Annotated in this window: 16 protein-coding genes; 8 read left to right on the top strand and 8 right to left on the bottom strand. The window is 41.6% G+C overall.

What is annotated here, in order from left to right; translation table 11 throughout:
- The first annotated feature begins 217 nt into the window (after positions 1–217).
- From AC4BAP_RS06665 to AC4BAP_RS06630, 8 genes are all read left to right on the top strand, one after another.
- Positions 218–2,272 carry a phospholipase D-like domain-containing protein gene (locus AC4BAP_RS06665; protein ID WP_490581844.1) on the top strand — a complete coding sequence of 685 codons (2,055 nt, stop codon included), beginning with the start codon at positions 218–220 and terminating at the stop codon, positions 2,270–2,272.
- A gap of 4 nt (positions 2,273–2,276) precedes the next feature.
- Positions 2,277–3,293, top strand: a complete 1,017-nt coding sequence (locus tag AC4BAP_RS06660) for a hypothetical protein (protein ID WP_490581843.1) — start codon at positions 2,277–2,279, stop codon at positions 3,291–3,293.
- Positions 3,294–3,303: 10 nt separating this feature from the next.
- Positions 3,304–3,909, top strand: coding sequence for a 3'-5' exonuclease (locus AC4BAP_RS06655; RefSeq protein WP_490581842.1), 606 nt, complete (start codon positions 3,304–3,306; stop codon positions 3,907–3,909).
- Between the two features lie 74 nt (positions 3,910–3,983).
- Entirely contained in the window at positions 3,984–4,901 is a 918-nt protein-coding gene (locus tag AC4BAP_RS06650; protein WP_490581841.1) for a hypothetical protein, read from the top strand.
- A gap of 11 nt (positions 4,902–4,912) precedes the next feature.
- On the top strand, positions 4,913–5,386 hold the full coding sequence (locus AC4BAP_RS06645) for a 3'-5' exonuclease (RefSeq protein ID WP_490581840.1): 474 nt from the start codon (positions 4,913–4,915) through the stop codon (positions 5,384–5,386).
- A gap of 231 nt (positions 5,387–5,617) precedes the next feature.
- Entirely contained in the window at positions 5,618–6,886 is a 1,269-nt protein-coding gene (locus AC4BAP_RS06640; RefSeq protein WP_490581839.1) for a DUF2130 domain-containing protein, read from the top strand.
- 76 nt (positions 6,887–6,962) lie between these two features.
- A complete protein-coding gene (locus AC4BAP_RS06635) occupies positions 6,963–7,604 on the top strand; it encodes a VWA domain-containing protein (protein ID WP_490581838.1) in 642 nt (213 codons plus the stop codon).
- A gap of 53 nt (positions 7,605–7,657) precedes the next feature.
- The gene (locus AC4BAP_RS06630; protein WP_490581837.1) at positions 7,658–8,026 is read left to right on the top strand and encodes a hypothetical protein; all 369 of its coding nucleotides are present in this window, start codon (positions 7,658–7,660) and stop codon (positions 8,024–8,026) included.
- 594 nt (positions 8,027–8,620) lie between these two features.
- Here AC4BAP_RS06630 and AC4BAP_RS06625 read toward each other — a convergent pair.
- From AC4BAP_RS06625 to AC4BAP_RS06590, 8 genes are all read right to left on the bottom strand, one after another.
- Positions 8,621–9,622, bottom strand: a complete 1,002-nt coding sequence (locus AC4BAP_RS06625; RefSeq protein ID WP_490581836.1) for a transglutaminase domain-containing protein — start codon at positions 9,620–9,622, stop codon at positions 8,621–8,623.
- A gap of 59 nt (positions 9,623–9,681) precedes the next feature.
- Complete coding sequence (locus AC4BAP_RS06620; RefSeq protein WP_490581835.1) at positions 9,682–10,830, bottom strand: hypothetical protein; 1,149 nt, start codon at positions 10,828–10,830, stop codon at positions 9,682–9,684.
- A gap of 74 nt (positions 10,831–10,904) precedes the next feature.
- Positions 10,905–11,369 (bottom strand): hypothetical protein, encoded by a 465-nt coding sequence (locus AC4BAP_RS06615; RefSeq protein WP_490581834.1) that lies wholly within the window; start codon positions 11,367–11,369, stop codon positions 10,905–10,907.
- Between the two features lie 160 nt (positions 11,370–11,529).
- Complete coding sequence (locus AC4BAP_RS06610; protein WP_490581833.1) at positions 11,530–12,231, bottom strand: IS1 family transposase; 702 nt, start codon at positions 12,229–12,231, stop codon at positions 11,530–11,532.
- Positions 12,232–12,303: 72 nt separating this feature from the next.
- The gene (locus AC4BAP_RS06605) at positions 12,304–12,870 is read right to left on the bottom strand and encodes a hypothetical protein (RefSeq protein WP_490581832.1); all 567 of its coding nucleotides are present in this window, start codon (positions 12,868–12,870) and stop codon (positions 12,304–12,306) included.
- Positions 12,871–12,916: 46 nt separating this feature from the next.
- On the bottom strand, positions 12,917–13,333 hold the full coding sequence (locus AC4BAP_RS06600) for a (deoxy)nucleoside triphosphate pyrophosphohydrolase (RefSeq protein WP_490581831.1): 417 nt from the start codon (positions 13,331–13,333) through the stop codon (positions 12,917–12,919).
- A gap of 98 nt (positions 13,334–13,431) precedes the next feature.
- The gene (locus AC4BAP_RS06595; RefSeq protein ID WP_490581830.1) at positions 13,432–13,989 is read right to left on the bottom strand and encodes a pentapeptide repeat-containing protein; all 558 of its coding nucleotides are present in this window, start codon (positions 13,987–13,989) and stop codon (positions 13,432–13,434) included.
- 170 nt (positions 13,990–14,159) lie between these two features.
- On the bottom strand, positions 14,160–15,170 hold the full coding sequence (locus tag AC4BAP_RS06590; RefSeq protein WP_490581829.1) for an arginase family protein: 1,011 nt from the start codon (positions 15,168–15,170) through the stop codon (positions 14,160–14,162).

The raw sequence follows: 15,170 nt of genomic DNA, 5'->3' as shown, positions 1-15,170 counted from the left end.
TGTACCTGCCAAACCTGGTATAGAATTTACATAGAAACTCATTAATACTAACATATTTTACCATGAAGCAAACTTTTTGGAGCAGGTTATTTGGGTCACCCCCCCTGCTGAAACAGCTGCTAAACCAGTATTTAATTTCAATGATAGTGAAGACTAATATTTAGAATAATAAAGTAACTGATAAATATTTTTTGATTACAACTTAATACCAATAGCAATGCTAAATGAAACTTTAGATCAACAGGCAATCCATAATAACCTGGAAATATTTGAAAGAATTGTAAAGGAACTCCAGGATGCAAAACAAGAAATACTTGTAGCTTCTGCCTGGTTCACAGATGGAGAATTACTGGAACTACTTACTCAAAAAGCAAAGGCTGGGGTTAAAGTGGAAGTCATTATCGCTGATAATAAAGATAATCAGAAGCTGGACTTTCAGCACCTAGTAAATGCTGGAGCTAAAGTGTATAAGATAAAGAGCACTGGCTATGGTATTATGCACCAAAAGTTCTGTGTAACAGACAAAGCAGTTGTATTACATGGTTCTTACAACTGGACTATTAATGCAAAGAAGAACAACCATGAAAGCATTATTGCTACTAACCATAAGTCTACAGTTAATAGCTTCATTAGCAACTTCGAAAACATTAAGCAAAAAACCGAAGAGATGGCACCAGCTTCAGTTAGCTCATTGAATAGAGCAAAAGATTTCTTTTCAAATTTATTTCAAAAGGATAAGGCAAAGGTTGTAGACAGTACAAGTGAAACTGCTGAAGTACCAGCACCACAAGTAGCTGAAGTAGTAGATAAAAGAACTGAATACGAAAAAGTTCTTGACTCTATGATTGCAGCTGAAGTGAGTAACTTCGATCGTGAGCTACTTCGCCAACAAGGTTATGACAGAAGCAAAGCTAATAATGGAGATCATCAGGTAATTGGCAAAGGCCTCGACAGTTTATATTCTATTTTCATAAATGACATAAATGTAGTTGAGGATAAGAAAGCTCGTCTGATTACTAAAATTGAAGAGCAAAAAACCAAGAGTGTTGTTGCGCTTCGTGAGAACCACGAACTACAGTTACAAACAATAGATGCTGAAACTGAGATAACAAGAGAAAACCTTACAAATAAGAAGGCTAGTCTTCAATCACAAATTTCTATAAATGAAAAAGAGATTGAGAATATTAAGAAAACTAAAATTCCGGCGATTGAAGTTAAAAACCATGACATTAATGAAAAGATAAAGAAAGAAGAGAGAGATTTTGTAAAACCTGCATTCAAATGGTTTGAATTTATCCCTGTTACTTTAGTAAATCTTGGACTTCTAATATACCTTATTCTATTCTATTCATCTGCCGCTTATATACTATTATTTACGGAGATAGACTCAAAAATAGAAAGGCTGGAAAACTCAGGTGCAGAACCTCTCCCATTAGAGGTCTTTAATCCTAATGCTTTGAGTGGAGCAATCAATCATGGGGGAGTTGCTGTATTATTTATTCTATTCTTTGTATTTCTTCCTTTAGCTTTTGCATTGGCTGGTAGATTTACTAAAAATAAATTCGTATCAATTTTTCTTTCTGCAGTAGGTATCATAGTGATTGATGCTGCTATAGCATATAAGGTAGCAGAAGCAATACATAATAATAATATACTTATCAATAAAGTATCGGAGAATTGGCATGCAACAATGGCATTCAAAGACACTAATTTTTATTTAGTATTCGTAATGGGTGCTGCTGGTTTGCTTTTCTTCAAATTTGCTTTTGATAAGTTCATGAGTTATTTCGAAGAAAGAAACTCTGACATTAACGCTGAAAAAAGTAAGAAACTTGTAGAGCAGCTAAAACAAGAGATTGAAGTAAACAATAAAGTAATATTTAATCTCAAAGAGGAAATCGAACAATTCGAAAAGGATATTATTCAATATAAGAGCGAGGTTATTATCTGTGATGCCGAACTAGATATGCTTCCAACAAAGAGATTGAACGCAATAGAAAAATGTAAATCAGAGTTTACGATGAAGTCTCACCACATTGATGTAATCACAGATATTTACAAGAGTCACATTGAGAACGACAATCTCCCGATTTCAGTCGATTCTATGAAAGATAGAATTAATATCTATCTAGAAGGATGGAATGATTTCTTACATGATGAGTATGCAATAGCTAAAGCTGTAGAAAAGAGCAGGCTTGCCGCCGAGGCAGCTACTGAATGGCAGAACATTAAATTACATACCAATTCAATTGACCGTAGAATCAAAGCTTAAACATATGTTAATTAAATACAATTATTTCTTTAAAATCACTTTAGCTACCTTAATTCTCTTTGGTATGGGCTGTGACACCAAAGCAAATTCCGAAAAGGACATGGAGCCTGTTACTACTGCTTTACCTAAAACTACCTATCACTATAATATCATTATCACACCTGATTTATCTAATAGGCTCTTAAAGAACCGACCTGTTACTGATAGCGATATTGTTACTTCAGTTCTTAACAATATTTATCCCAAGATACTTACTAATGGTAGAGCGATGAATCAATATGATGTATTCTCTACTTCAATAATTAATAACAATATTGTTAGTAAGTATAATGTAGATATTGAAAAGCTAACAATAGACTTTGCCCGTTTCAAGAAAGAACAGCTGCAGCGTATCCAATATATAAATGGGAAAAACAAAGTTGAAAACTTAGCAATAGATAAAGCTACATTTATTAAGGAGTACAACAGGGTATCTTCTGCAGCGGCGAAAAATACAGCTGGCGCGGATTTGTGGAATTACTTTAGTGAGAGTATAGATGAGACCTTTATTAAGAAAGATCCACCTCAAGTATCTTTTAATGGCAAAACCTATCCGAGTGAGTATCGAAACATCATGATTCTATTAACAGATGGTTACATTGAAGCTAGTATGTTTGGAAAAAACGCCTGTCAAGGGAAACAATGCCATTACCTGAGCTCCGAGCTTATAAAGTCTTTCAGAGCAGCTTATAAAAAGTCAGGTATGACAGATTTAAAAGAATTCTATGAAAAGCATAACTATGGCATTAAGCCCGTTGCAAATCCTAATTTAAAAGACTTAGAAGTACTAGTAATGCAAATGGAAGATAGGTCACTTAATGCTGCAGGTAATACTACTGTTTTTCCTACAGACAGAGAGATACTTGAGCTTTTCTGGACAGACTGGCTTAAAAAGTCTGGAGTTAAACGATTTAAGTTAACGCCAGCTTATTCTTCAAAGGCCCAAGCAGAGAAAGTTATACTTGATTTTATTGGTGTCTAACCCACACCCCATGATCCTATTCTTCGACACCGAAACAGCCGGACTTCCACGCAACTGGAAAGCGCCGCACACCGATACGAACAACTGGCCGCGCATGGTACAGCTGGCCTGGCAGGTTTATTCACCTACAGGGCAGAGGCTCTCTAGTGGCAATTACATCATCCGTCCGGATGGCTTTATCATACCTGCCGAAGCAAGCAGGATACACCGCATCACTACTGAACGTGCCCTTACAGAAGGAGTCGCTTTGCAGGAAGTGATGTCGCAGTTTGCGCAGGCGCTGAGCACCTGCTCGCATGTGGTGGCGCACAACATAAACTTCGACAAGAATATTGTTGGTGCCGAGTTTATCAGGGCTGAGATCAATCACCCGCTGTTTAAGAAGCATCACATTTGCACCATGGAGCGCACCACTAATTTCTGTGCTTTACCTGGCACCTATGGCTATAAGTGGCCTACCCTGTCGGAGCTGCACTACAAGCTGTTTAACGAGTATTTCGAAGAAGCACACGATGGTTTTGTAGATGTAAGCGCCACAGCCCGTTGCTTCTGGGAGTTACAGAAACGCAACTTCTTTGGCAACCTGCAAACCGCTGCATCCCCCGAAGTGCTTTAACAACTTAAAAAGAAGCAGGCTCTACTATAGCCTGCTTCTTTTATACTTCCCAAAACATACCTATCCAAACTGATATGGAAAACAACGCTTTTGAACAGGCTCGCCTGGAGCAACTGCACCGCCTGTATTATAACCTGCAGCATCGCATACTTCCTGATATTATACTTTCAGAACAAGTAGACCAGCTGCTTAAAAGCAACCCGGAAGGCGAAGGCCTTTTAAGTGAAGCCGGCACAACAATGGCAGTTACAGAGACAGATAAAGCAACCGAAGAAGCATACCTGATAAAGCAGACAGAAAGAGAAGCGGACCTGGACAGGCACATTGCTGAACAGGAAGAAAAGCGTCTGGAGGCTTCCGACTTTGAGGACGAAATGCCTGATTTTGCTTTTGATGACGAGCAAGCGGAAAATTTGATCACGGCAGAAGACCTGTTTGATGATGAAGATTTTGAGGAAGATGCCCATGATCTGCCAGATGATTTCTTTGATGATGAAGACTTTGAAGACGACCTGTCACAGGACATGGAAGAAGTAGATGAATCAGACCCTGTGATAGCGCAGCTGATGGCAGACTTAGAGGCTACACTTGAACTGCACAAAGGCCGATCAGCGAACAGCAACCCCGATGAGAACTTCTTGGACGATACCTGGCGCGAAGCTTGGTTCAATACCAGCTTTGAGCTTATACCTGACCGTGCTGGCTATACAATGAAACGCCTGAACCAGCATGGCCATGAGATCATTCTGTTTACTTTCCCGGAGCCACTCCAAATTCCGGATGCTTACCTGGCTGCTGCTATTCGCAAGCCCGGCGAAACCTACCGCTACTATACCTTAGAATGTACGGTAAGCGAAAATGAAGATACGGCTGTGCTGGCCGAGTGGCGAAACGGCGGTCTGCACCGCAATACTGGCGATCGCACCACCGATGTGCGAAATACAGATGCTTTTCTGGACATGGTATTTCAGGACCTGAGCTATAACAACTAACAAACTTAAATATGCCACATACATTTACAGCCATTGATTTTGAAACCGCCCAGGGAAAGCGACATAGCATCTGCCAGGTTGGACTGGTTCGCGTAGAACGCGGACAAGTGGTAGAGAAGGTAAATAAATTAGTATGTCCTCCGGACAACTTTTACCAATACCACAATATCAATATACATGGCATTACACCAGATCATACCAAAGACGCTCCTTGCTTCGCTGACCTTTGGCCGGAGCTTATGCCCTATATAGACGGCCAGACCGTCGTAGCCCATAACTCAAAATTTGATATGGATTGCCTGAGCAAAACCCTTTACCACTATAGCTTGCCTAAGCCTGTTTTTGAGGAACAATGCACGTATCGCATCTACAAAAAGCCTCTTAAGATGCTTTGCACAGAGTATAATATTACTCTTAACCATCATGATGCTTTGTCTGATGCCTTAGCCTGTGCAGAACTGTACCTGCGCCACCTTAGGTCATGATATTTTCTACACTTTAAAAGCAAAGTCTAGCAGGCGCTGGTATCCATGAGCAAAGCCACCCAAGCTTTGCTTTTATAAAATACTTCACCTTACCTCCTGCCCTGTTATATTCTGATACCCTTTTTCAGAAAATGACACTTACCAAAGGCTAAAAACCTACCATTTTTTCTATTTCTGGCATTGGCACCGGCTTTGCAAAGTAGCTTTCATAACCAAAACGCTATATAGATTATGAAAAACGCTACCTCTATCTCCTGCCCACAGTGCTCACACGAGTTTAACCCCGAAGCTGCCATTGCCTCGCGCATAGAGCAGGAATTGAAGTCCAAATTTGCCGAACAGGCCAGCCAGCTACACAAACAACATGAGGCTTGTCGCCTTGAAATGGAAAAAGAAAAACAGCAGCTGGAGGAAATGCGCCAGCAACAAGCCCGATTGGTGCAGGAGCAGGTAGCGCATGAACGTAGCGTGCTTGAAAACAAACTGAAGGTGGAACTCACGCAAAGTATGGGTAACGACCTGGCTTTGCTGAAAGAAGAGAAAACCCTGATGGAGCAGAAGCTAAAAGAAAAGCAGGAAAAGGAACTGCAGTTGCTTCGCCGGCAGCGTGAGCTGGAAGATAAAGAGCGCGAGTTGGAACTGGAGACAGAGCACCGCATTCTAAACATGCGCACAGAGCTGGAGCAAAAGATCCGTCAGACAGAAAGCGAGCAGACCGAACTCAAGCTCAAGGAGAAGGACAAGCAGATAGAGGATATGAAGCGCCTGGTGGAGGAAATGAAGCGCAAGAGCGAGCAGGGTTCCATGCAGCTACAAGGCGAAGTACAGGAGCTGGCCCTGGAAGAGAAACTGCAGCAGACTTTCCCACTTGACCAAATAGCCGAAGTGGGCAAAGGTGTACGCGGGGCGGATGCCGTCCAGACGGTGCGCGGCAACCTGGGCGAAGACTGTGGCACCATCATCTACGAAAGCAAACGCACCAAAGCCTTTGGCAACGACTGGATTGAGAAACTGAAAGCCGATGCCCGTGCTACAAATGCTGACATTATGGTGCTGGTAACGGAAGTACTGCCGAGGGGTATGCAGCACTTTGGCTTGTTTGAAGGCGTGTGGGTTTGTACCTATCAGGAACTGATCCCGATGGTAACGGTATTGCGCGACTGCCTATTGAAAGTGTCTGCCGCAACTGCCAGCCAGGAGAACAAAGGAAGCAAAATGCAAATGCTCTACGACTACCTGACCAGTAACCAGTTCGGCCAACAGTTTGCGGCTGTTGCCGAAGGTATAGCCAGCATGAAGAGCGGCATTACCCGCGAACGCGCCCAAATGGAAAAGCTCTGGAAGGAACGCGAGAAACAGCTCGAAAAGTCGTTGCTGAATATTGTTGGAATCTATGGCTCTGTGAAAGGAATTGCAGGCAGTTCGGTACAGGATGTAGACCTGCTCAGCTTACCAGAGCAGCAGGCTCTCCCACCAATCTCAAAGCCGCAGCTAAATTAAACCCTTACCCCAGGCGGTGACCTTAACCGGCACCGCCACCTTTTTCTTATCCGTTCATTAATCAAAGCCACCTAACATGAGCACTAAAAAAATACACAACCTGATCATCCTCGACGAAAGCGGTTCTATGGAGTCTATTAAGCGACCAACTATAACCGGCTTTAACGAAGTAGTACAGACTATAAAAGGCGCAAAAGACAACTTCCCAGACCAGGAGCACTTTATATCCTTGTACACCTTTAATGGTGACGGTATCAAATCAAAGTTATACTGCGTGCCGGTAGCAGAGTTGGAAGAACTCACCAGCCGTATGTATCAGCCGAACTCCATGACGCCTTTGTTTGACGCCATAGGCATCAGCGTGAGCAAGCTAAAGTACGACCTGACAGAAGAAAAAAACGTGAACGTGCTGGTTACCATTCTGACTGATGGTTATGAGAACGCTTCTAAAGAATACACCGGCAAGCAAATCAAATCTTTGATTGAAGAGCTAAAAGGAAAAGGCTGGACTTTTACCTACATCGGAGCTAACCATGATGTAGAGCAGGTGGCTATGTCAATCTCTATTACCAATACCTTAAAGTTTGAGTCCAATGATGCAAGTACTAACACCATGTGGGCAAAAGAGCGGTCATCCAGAATGAATTATCTCCGAAAGCTGGACCTGAACGAAAATGTACAGGAGAATTACTTCGAAGATGATCCTAAACAGGAATAAACTCAGAGGTTACTACTGACTTTACAAACAACTATAAATTATAAGCTGCTACTATGTTTAAATTTACTGAAGTACCCGAAGGCCTGCTGCTAACATTAATAGATGAAGCAAAACTCCGTCAGGAATTCCCGAATTTGGATGTGAACTTATATGAAGCCATGGAGCTTTGCAACTTTGCTCCAGAAGGAACAAAAACAGATGACTGGAGTAACATTAGTGGCTCTATTGGTCATGCTGCTATCGGGCATGGCATTGTTGAATTAAGTGTTGGGGAATTGGCCTATTTAGAGAATATACCTACCCGTATGTTTGAAAACCCACAGGTAAAAGTGGATGATATACTGCCAGAGCTAGTAAAAAAAAGGCAACTGCTTTTTACGCCTTTTAGGTTTAGAAACCAACATGGTGCAGAGATTGAGTAATGCATAGTTCCGGATAAATTGTCACAGAACCCGGCTTATCCTTGATTGCGTAAGCCGGGTTTTATTACTTATAATCACCAACACTTTAGTAAAGCCGCATGAAAGCATAAACTGATAGGCTTTATCACGATGTAGAGTTCCTTACAAGCATAGAACCAGCCCGAAATTACAAGAATCAAGCTGCATTACAGGAGACCGTACGCTATATAGATGATGAATTTAAAAAAGCAGGTGCAGAAACTGTACATCAAACATGGACTGCTGCAGGAGAGATCTATACGAATATAATAGCTTCTTATAGGTAAAAAGGAAGTGTAGTTAGACTACTGTTCCCATTCCGCATACACCATAAACGATGTGAGATTCAAGGCATACAAAAATCCGTATTTGAAAAATGAAGAATTAAAATATCTCCGTTATCAGATATAAGCTCCCACAGTTTTTTTACAACTATATTTAAGTAGGCATATTCCTAAGCAAACAGGAAATTAGATTTAGTAAGTGACTTTTACATAGTGTTTAAAATGCTGAGGTATTAATCAAGCTCAATAGTGGCTAAAAGAATTCATTCATGCTCTCCAATTGAAGTAAGAATTAATAATTCGCATCTGGAAAGTGTGTTTTCGAGAACTCTTTAGTATCTACTAAAAAGTAATAATCAACTTTATCCTTGACACATGATGCCCATGTGCTTTCAATAAAGAAGTTATAACCGTATAACTCCACCGAATTCCAAGCATGTCTTCCTACGCCTGCTCCGTTGTGAGCTCTCCCAGTTATACGAGTGGCATTTAATCCAGCGTAATTGCACATCTCTTTAAACAAGTAACTAAACCCATTACATACCCCTGAATTGTTCCTGAAGGTATCACCGGCAAAGTAGTATGAATAGCTGTAGTCATAAGTAATGTTATACACAATCCAGCTATAGATAGCCCTTGCTTTCTCAAAATCATAAGTCAGAGATTTGGTTAACTCTAAAGCCTGTTCTTTGATTGTAGCCTGTTTTGTAACGGCTAGTGCTTTTTCATCAACCTCAGTAAAGTCATACTTCTTCAAAAACTCTTGTAAGGCCGCTCTGTTTGCTTTTTCTAACGTCTGAATCGTAGGGTAAACACTATTGTAAAGCCTTATAGTATCGCCCTGCTTTGCGAGTATATTAACGATTTTTCTTGTTAGCGTGAGCTGGTCTGTCTGTATGACCTCTTCGGCAGCCCGATTAAAGTGTTTTAGAAGAGATTTGTATTGTGGCAGCGCAAGATACTGTTCTGTACTATCTAGTGCTTGTAATCTACTATATAGACCAACCAGCTCTCTGAGGTTATTATTTTGACTTCCTTTTAGTAACGCTGACAGCTTGAAATGGTAGTAGGTTATGTCATTTCGAAGAGAATACTTTAGATTGCCTTCTCGATCAAATCTTCCCTGCTCTAGCTTTCTGATCTCCTCTAAAACTTCGTCATACTCGCCTCTTAGGTAAAGCCTTTCAATCTTAGTATAGAACTTTGCTTTATTAAGTGCTTCCACTGTGCTTATACAGCCGCATGAGAGAAGCAAAAACAGTAACGTAGCTTTTAAAAGCAGAGTGATTCTCATAGTTATACAATTACCTTCTCTTTAATAAATGGCACTACATTGCAAGTACTAAAACAGAATTATATTTCAGCTGCGGCTAAATGATATGGTCCAAGCACGTAATCAATAACTTCCTGATCAAAAGTGATCATCGAACGATCTAAGCTGATTTTCTTTGGCATTGATTTCTCGCCCTGAATGTAGTACATCTTAGCGCTTTCAAGACCAATTTTGTCTATAAATAACTTTTTGATCTTGGCAATGATAGGAGAAAGCATGACGCCATTTGTAACTAAGGACTCAATAGTGCCTTCAATACCTGCATATCGATTTAGCGTATGAGTATCTTTACTTTTCCTATTGGTAAGGTTTGCGTAAAGATAAAGTAACTCTTCCCTATACCTTGTATGCATCAATTTACTTAACACTACCCCTTCCGGATGATTTATAAAGAATAGGTAAACTAAGGATTGTGTTGGATTAAGTTCAACAAACTGTTGAGACTCCAATAACTCCACAACAATTCCTTTCTTTCTGCCCTTGTTTCTCTTAATAGCAATGCTCTTGGGTACCAAGTTTAAATGATAGCGCTGCCGAAACAACATTTCCTGACGTATGACATCAAAGAGTGATAGCGCTTGTATGATGTATTCCGGCTTTAGCCCACCATGAATCATTTGTTCCAAACAGGAAACGCAAATATCAGCCGTACGCAACTTAAAAGTTATATCCTTTTTGTAGCTACAAAAGTCATTAATGCATCCTACCGGTTTATGATGTGTGTATTCTAACTTAACGGCAGTTGATTTATAAAATGCTTTCTGTAAAACCTGAGCCATCACAAGATAAGCTACAGGATATACCGGGCTACAGTTTAAATACTGCTCCCACTCATCTGTCCGGATAAAGATGTTATTCTCTTCATCGTCAAAAGCTGTAAACCAATTTAGAAATAATGGCTCGGGTGTGAGTAATATGACAAAATCATCTGGCGCTACACCATTTTCTTTCCGGTACCTGGTACAAAAATCATTAAGATTTTGCCAACTAATATCTGCAGTACCACTATCGGAGTCGTTTTCTTCGACTAAACTAAGGCCAAGGCTTCTACATGTGAATTTGCTCCCTATAAATGATATAATTCCTGCTTTAGATTTAAGTACGTTCTGAACCATTTCAAAAGCTTCAAAACTAAAATTATTGGAACGAACTAAATGAACTTGCATCATACCTTTATAGATGTTAGCACTACATAAAACTCTCTTTGTACAAATAAATAAAACTCAAGGCTAGGTTTAGAGATCTATTCAAAACTTAAGAAGTAATTAATCTCGCTATGAGACGGTACCGACTCATGTCGCACATATAGCACATTTGAGTCTTGAAAGGAATACGCCTTAATCACTTTTCTGACTTGGGTAATTTTGCCATCTGGCCAAGTATAAGTTACTTTAGGTCCTGCAATCTCGACATCCCCATAAAAAACATGTTGTACCTGTTCCGTTATATGATCAGGAACACCTAGCGCGTTAATCATCGGCAAATTATGGCTGAACCCAGTGGTTAAGCTAGTTAATAATCCACTAGCTATCTGCGGAGCAATTTTATCTGGCCATTTTTGTTTACATTCTTGTAATAGAGCCTGTTCTATAATCTCTCTATCAATTCCATAGCTAAAGTTACCTGCACCTATAAAACGATTGGAAGCAACATACAACTTTCCTCCATCTGCAGAGGGAATAAAAGAAGGATAAGGGTGTTTGAGCATTTAAGACTAATGATGGTATACAAATTTAAACTTAGATAGCCTAACAGCTTATAGCTTCACAAGCTTGTAAACTACTCTTTGCTTAACCATAAGAAGATGAATCCAAAGGTAATGCATAAGCTCTTCGGTCCTTTGGATACAAAAACAATTCGGTTGTGGTCTACAATGTATGATGGTTTCTGTAGTAGAATATTAGCTTCATGGCGTTGTAATGGTTCTGCTCTTTTTTGGAGAAGCAGGCCGTTTTTCTCACGATCCTCCTGTTCCTGGTCCTCAGGCACAGGTTCACCCCCTCGATGTGCCTGGTGTGTGCCTTTCCTATCTTGTGCCTGTCTTTGGGCAACACCTTGGCAAAGGCCGGCCAGTCGTCGGTGCAGAAGCACCCTATTTTTAAGTGCTCCAGCTGCCGGTAGAGCCTTCTGACCGTGTGCTGGCTGCGGTTGCCCCAGCTCCAGGCCAGCACCTCGCCCGTCTCCGGGGCGTAGGCGTAGAAAAGCCACCTCTTGCGCCTCTTCCGCTCCTTGACAAAGGTCCACACCTCGTCTACCTGCACCGAGGCGTAGCTTTGCAGGCGGGGCCTGAGCTCACAGGCCTCGGCCCGCTGGTTGAGCCACCTGAGCACGGTCTGCCGGTGCACGCCCGTCACCTGCTCGATGTCGCGGACGCCGGAGTTCCTCACCAGCATGCTCAATACCAGCTGCTTTGCCTGGGGCCGGCAGCCGGCCTTCCCGTAGGCATACTGAAACTGCTTGCCGCACCCATGGCACAGGAAGTTCTGCTTGCCCGTGCGCTTTACGCCGTTTTTAACTACCTTCACACTGTGGCAGTAGGGGCAATTTACCTGGATAGTTATCTCGCACATAACTTCCTGTAAACACCCTTGCTGCCATACTTATTCCAGCATCATACATTGTAGACCACTACCAACAATTCTTTATTTATCCTGGGTAAGTTGATAAACACAGTTAGTTAGTTCTTCACATAAATGATTGTTATGTTGAATTGGAACCTTATTTCCTGAGTTGGCACTGCCTATGCTGAAGAAAGATCCTAATGTAGCTGATCTCTGTAAATAGCATCTCCAAACATTAGGTGCATTAAGTCTTTTGTCTGGGCCTACTTCAGTTAGAACAAAATTCAGCCTCCTTAGTCCTTCAGGAATGGTAGTATCTGTTTTGATGTTAGTGTCCTTGGCTCTTGTGTTGATAAAATACCCCCCCTTACGGGGACCATCATTCACTAACACAATAACAATCGTGTTAGAATACATAAACTTACCAGAATCATCTTTTTGATGTAAGATGTTCATATTGTTTTCTGACAAGTCAAACCAAACCGGATCATTGTGACCAGCAGATTCTATAAAATTTATAGCTAATTGATAGTCAGGATTCCCGTTTAGTTCAGAATGATACAAGTTTTGCCCCGCAAAACGCACCAACTGTACCTCTTTATTAATATTATTAAAGCAGGTCACAAAATCACTAATCTTTGTTATCATAATATTTCGGTTAAGGTTTTACATTACAATTGAAAATCATCAGAAACTATACTCCCTTCACCAGACGTTCCATTATAGCAATTCGTTTGATCAACAGCGCTTTAATAATTGGAATATCCGCCGGAGCAAAATCATAGTCACCAAACTCGTAAATGCTGACCCATTTTAGCTGGTCGTGATCTTTGGAAAAAATATGCTCGTATTCTGTTCTGGCGGCGTAGGCGACTAAACGTACCTGCTTGTCTCCTTCGCCGGAAATAGATTCGCCGATGTACTCTTCAACCGTTACATCAAGGTCCAATTCTTCTTTCAGTTCACGGGCCAGGCAGGCTTCATGTGTTTCGCCGGCTTCTACTTTACCGCCCGGGAACTCCCAATAGCCTTCCAGGCTTTTGCCGGGCGCTCGTCTGGCAATAAGAAAAAGACCACTTCGCTGAATAACTCCAGCTATTACTTCTATCATGTATTATTTATTGTTGGTTACAGTTCTAAAAAAACATACAGGCTGTGTTATGAAAAGTTTAGATGGGCTATATCAATACTGTATAGCCCAAGTATAAACTATAGCTCTGCTCCTTCTGCTATCAGAAAGACCTTTACTTCGGGAGAGGTGATAATAGCACCGTACATGGAAGTACAGGCGAATTCATTTTTATCCATCTCGTCATCTTCATTCACGATCAGGTTGATGTCGGCACCAGACAGGTTTACCTCATCCATCATGGCATGAGAAAAATCGGAGTAAGCCATGGAACACCCTGAAAGGTCTGTTCTGGTTAGGTTGGCTCTTTGAAAAGAAGACATGAATATTTTGGTATAGCGCATTTCAGCACCCTTCAGGTTGGCTTTGTTCAGATCACAGCCTTCAAAGCTTGCATCTACCAAGCAAGCTCCCTGCAGATTAGCCCCTTCCAGTTCTACGCCTTTAAAAGCAACACCTTTTAAAATTGCACCACTTAAGTTAGCTCCCTTTAAACAAACACCTTGTAGGGTAGAGCCGCTCAGGTTAAGCCCAGATAAATTCAATCCGCTCAGGTCTACATTTGATTCATGTAGCACTAAGGGCTTATTGGACGTGCGTATCTCATCTAACTGGCGGCAAATAAAGTCTCTTTTCATTTAACAGGGTGTTTATAGGTTGATAATCAGACACAAATGAACACAAAGGGCCCATTTAACACTTTTACTCTCACTAACCAATAAATAAAGGGAATTGTATTGCAAAATTATATAAAAATACTATATAATCAAAATTATATACTCAGAAAGTATAGGAATCTTACAAAATATTAGTCCAAGTAATCTAATGTGGTCTCTCCTGCCGCAATGGCAACCCGAAAGGGCTCTTTGCTAATATAGGGATTTACTTTCACCTGTGGCTCGTAAGCAATTCTATGCCCGAGCAAAGTGTTGGCACCCATTACCAGATCAACAGTATGCAGCGACATTACAGAGTCATAAGCATTTGTGCGGTAGCCGCCGAACAGCGACATTGCAACCGGTAAATGGTGCCCCAGTTCCTGCTCTACTTCCAGTACCCATTTATAAAACAGTTCAGCTGCCAGCAACCAGTAATCTGTATTTACACTTCCGCCCAGGTCGTCGTATACATGCGAGTCGGCGCCATGGCACCATACTATATAATGAATCTTTTTGGATAGTATCTTCTCTTTAAGTATAGCCAGGTTCCGGTACAGATCAGCAAGGTAGCTTTCGTTTGTTCCCTTCAGGTTTACATTGGCATAGGCAGGTATAGCTTTACCCAGGTCAGGCACAAAACTACGGCTGTCTTCTATGGAGTTACCGAAGTGGTGGTCCAGGTCCAGGTAAGCGCCTGAGATGCCAAGCTCGCGGTACAGTTTAGCCGAAGCAATGACCTGTCCGCTAAAAGTGCAGAAACCGGAGCCACGATCAGGTTTGGCATGATGAAAACCACTGGTCGGGCTAAAGGTGAGCACTTCAGGGTGCTGCACGGCGTATTTGACAGCATGGTACAGGCTGGCATTTGTGTAACACACAGAATTGACCAGGTTCTCACTCCAGGTAAGGCCGTTGGTGGTAGCCAGAGGTTTGGCTCCCGTAAAAAATGAATCTACATATTCCTGCGTATGGGCAAGGTAAAACTCTTCCTGCGCAAACGGTTCAAAGTTCCGCATATCAAAGTACGGCATTAGCCCATCATTCTTTAACTTATCAAGAAGTAAGGCCGGCTTGTTGGGACTACGAGTGTATAGGTCTTCACCGTTGCGAGCATCCACCTGCTCGGGCATGTAAAATGTTACGATCTGTTTATGGCGCAT

This window comes from Pontibacter sp. GD7 (genome assembly GCF_058216375.1).
This window is presented reverse-complemented; position numbering and strand designations above follow the sequence as displayed.

What these genes read in the sequence shown, in the direction of transcription:
- AC4BAP_RS06665 (WP_490581844.1), top strand. Translation starts at nt 218, where the DNA reads ATGCTAAATGAAACTTTAGATCAACAGGCAATCCATAATAACCTGGAA.
- AC4BAP_RS06660 (WP_490581843.1), top strand. Translation starts at nt 2,277, where the DNA reads ATGTTAATTAAATACAATTATTTCTTTAAAATCACTTTAGCTACCTTA.
- AC4BAP_RS06655 (WP_490581842.1), top strand. Translation starts at nt 3,304, where the DNA reads ATGATCCTATTCTTCGACACCGAAACAGCCGGACTTCCACGCAACTGG.
- AC4BAP_RS06650 (WP_490581841.1), top strand. Translation starts at nt 3,984, where the DNA reads ATGGAAAACAACGCTTTTGAACAGGCTCGCCTGGAGCAACTGCACCGC.
- AC4BAP_RS06645 (WP_490581840.1), top strand. Translation starts at nt 4,913, where the DNA reads ATGCCACATACATTTACAGCCATTGATTTTGAAACCGCCCAGGGAAAG.
- AC4BAP_RS06640 (WP_490581839.1), top strand. Translation starts at nt 5,618, where the DNA reads ATGAAAAACGCTACCTCTATCTCCTGCCCACAGTGCTCACACGAGTTT.
- AC4BAP_RS06635 (WP_490581838.1), top strand. Translation starts at nt 6,963, where the DNA reads ATGAGCACTAAAAAAATACACAACCTGATCATCCTCGACGAAAGCGGT.
- AC4BAP_RS06630 (WP_490581837.1), top strand. Translation starts at nt 7,658, where the DNA reads ATGTTTAAATTTACTGAAGTACCCGAAGGCCTGCTGCTAACATTAATA.
- AC4BAP_RS06625 (WP_490581836.1), bottom strand. Translation starts at nt 9,622, where the DNA reads ATGAGAATCACTCTGCTTTTAAAAGCTACGTTACTGTTTTTGCTTCTC.
- AC4BAP_RS06620 (WP_490581835.1), bottom strand. Translation starts at nt 10,830, where the DNA reads ATGATGCAAGTTCATTTAGTTCGTTCCAATAATTTTAGTTTTGAAGCT.
- AC4BAP_RS06615 (WP_490581834.1), bottom strand. Translation starts at nt 11,369, where the DNA reads ATGCTCAAACACCCTTATCCTTCTTTTATTCCCTCTGCAGATGGAGGA.
- AC4BAP_RS06610 (WP_490581833.1), bottom strand. Translation starts at nt 12,231, where the DNA reads ATGTGCGAGATAACTATCCAGGTAAATTGCCCCTACTGCCACAGTGTG.
- AC4BAP_RS06605 (WP_490581832.1), bottom strand. Translation starts at nt 12,870, where the DNA reads ATGATAACAAAGATTAGTGATTTTGTGACCTGCTTTAATAATATTAAT.
- AC4BAP_RS06600 (WP_490581831.1), bottom strand. Translation starts at nt 13,333, where the DNA reads ATGATAGAAGTAATAGCTGGAGTTATTCAGCGAAGTGGTCTTTTTCTT.
- AC4BAP_RS06595 (WP_490581830.1), bottom strand. Translation starts at nt 13,989, where the DNA reads ATGAAAAGAGACTTTATTTGCCGCCAGTTAGATGAGATACGCACGTCC.
- AC4BAP_RS06590 (WP_490581829.1), bottom strand. Translation starts at nt 15,170, where the DNA reads ATGCGCCATAAACAGATCGTAACATTTTACATGCCCGAGCAGGTGGAT.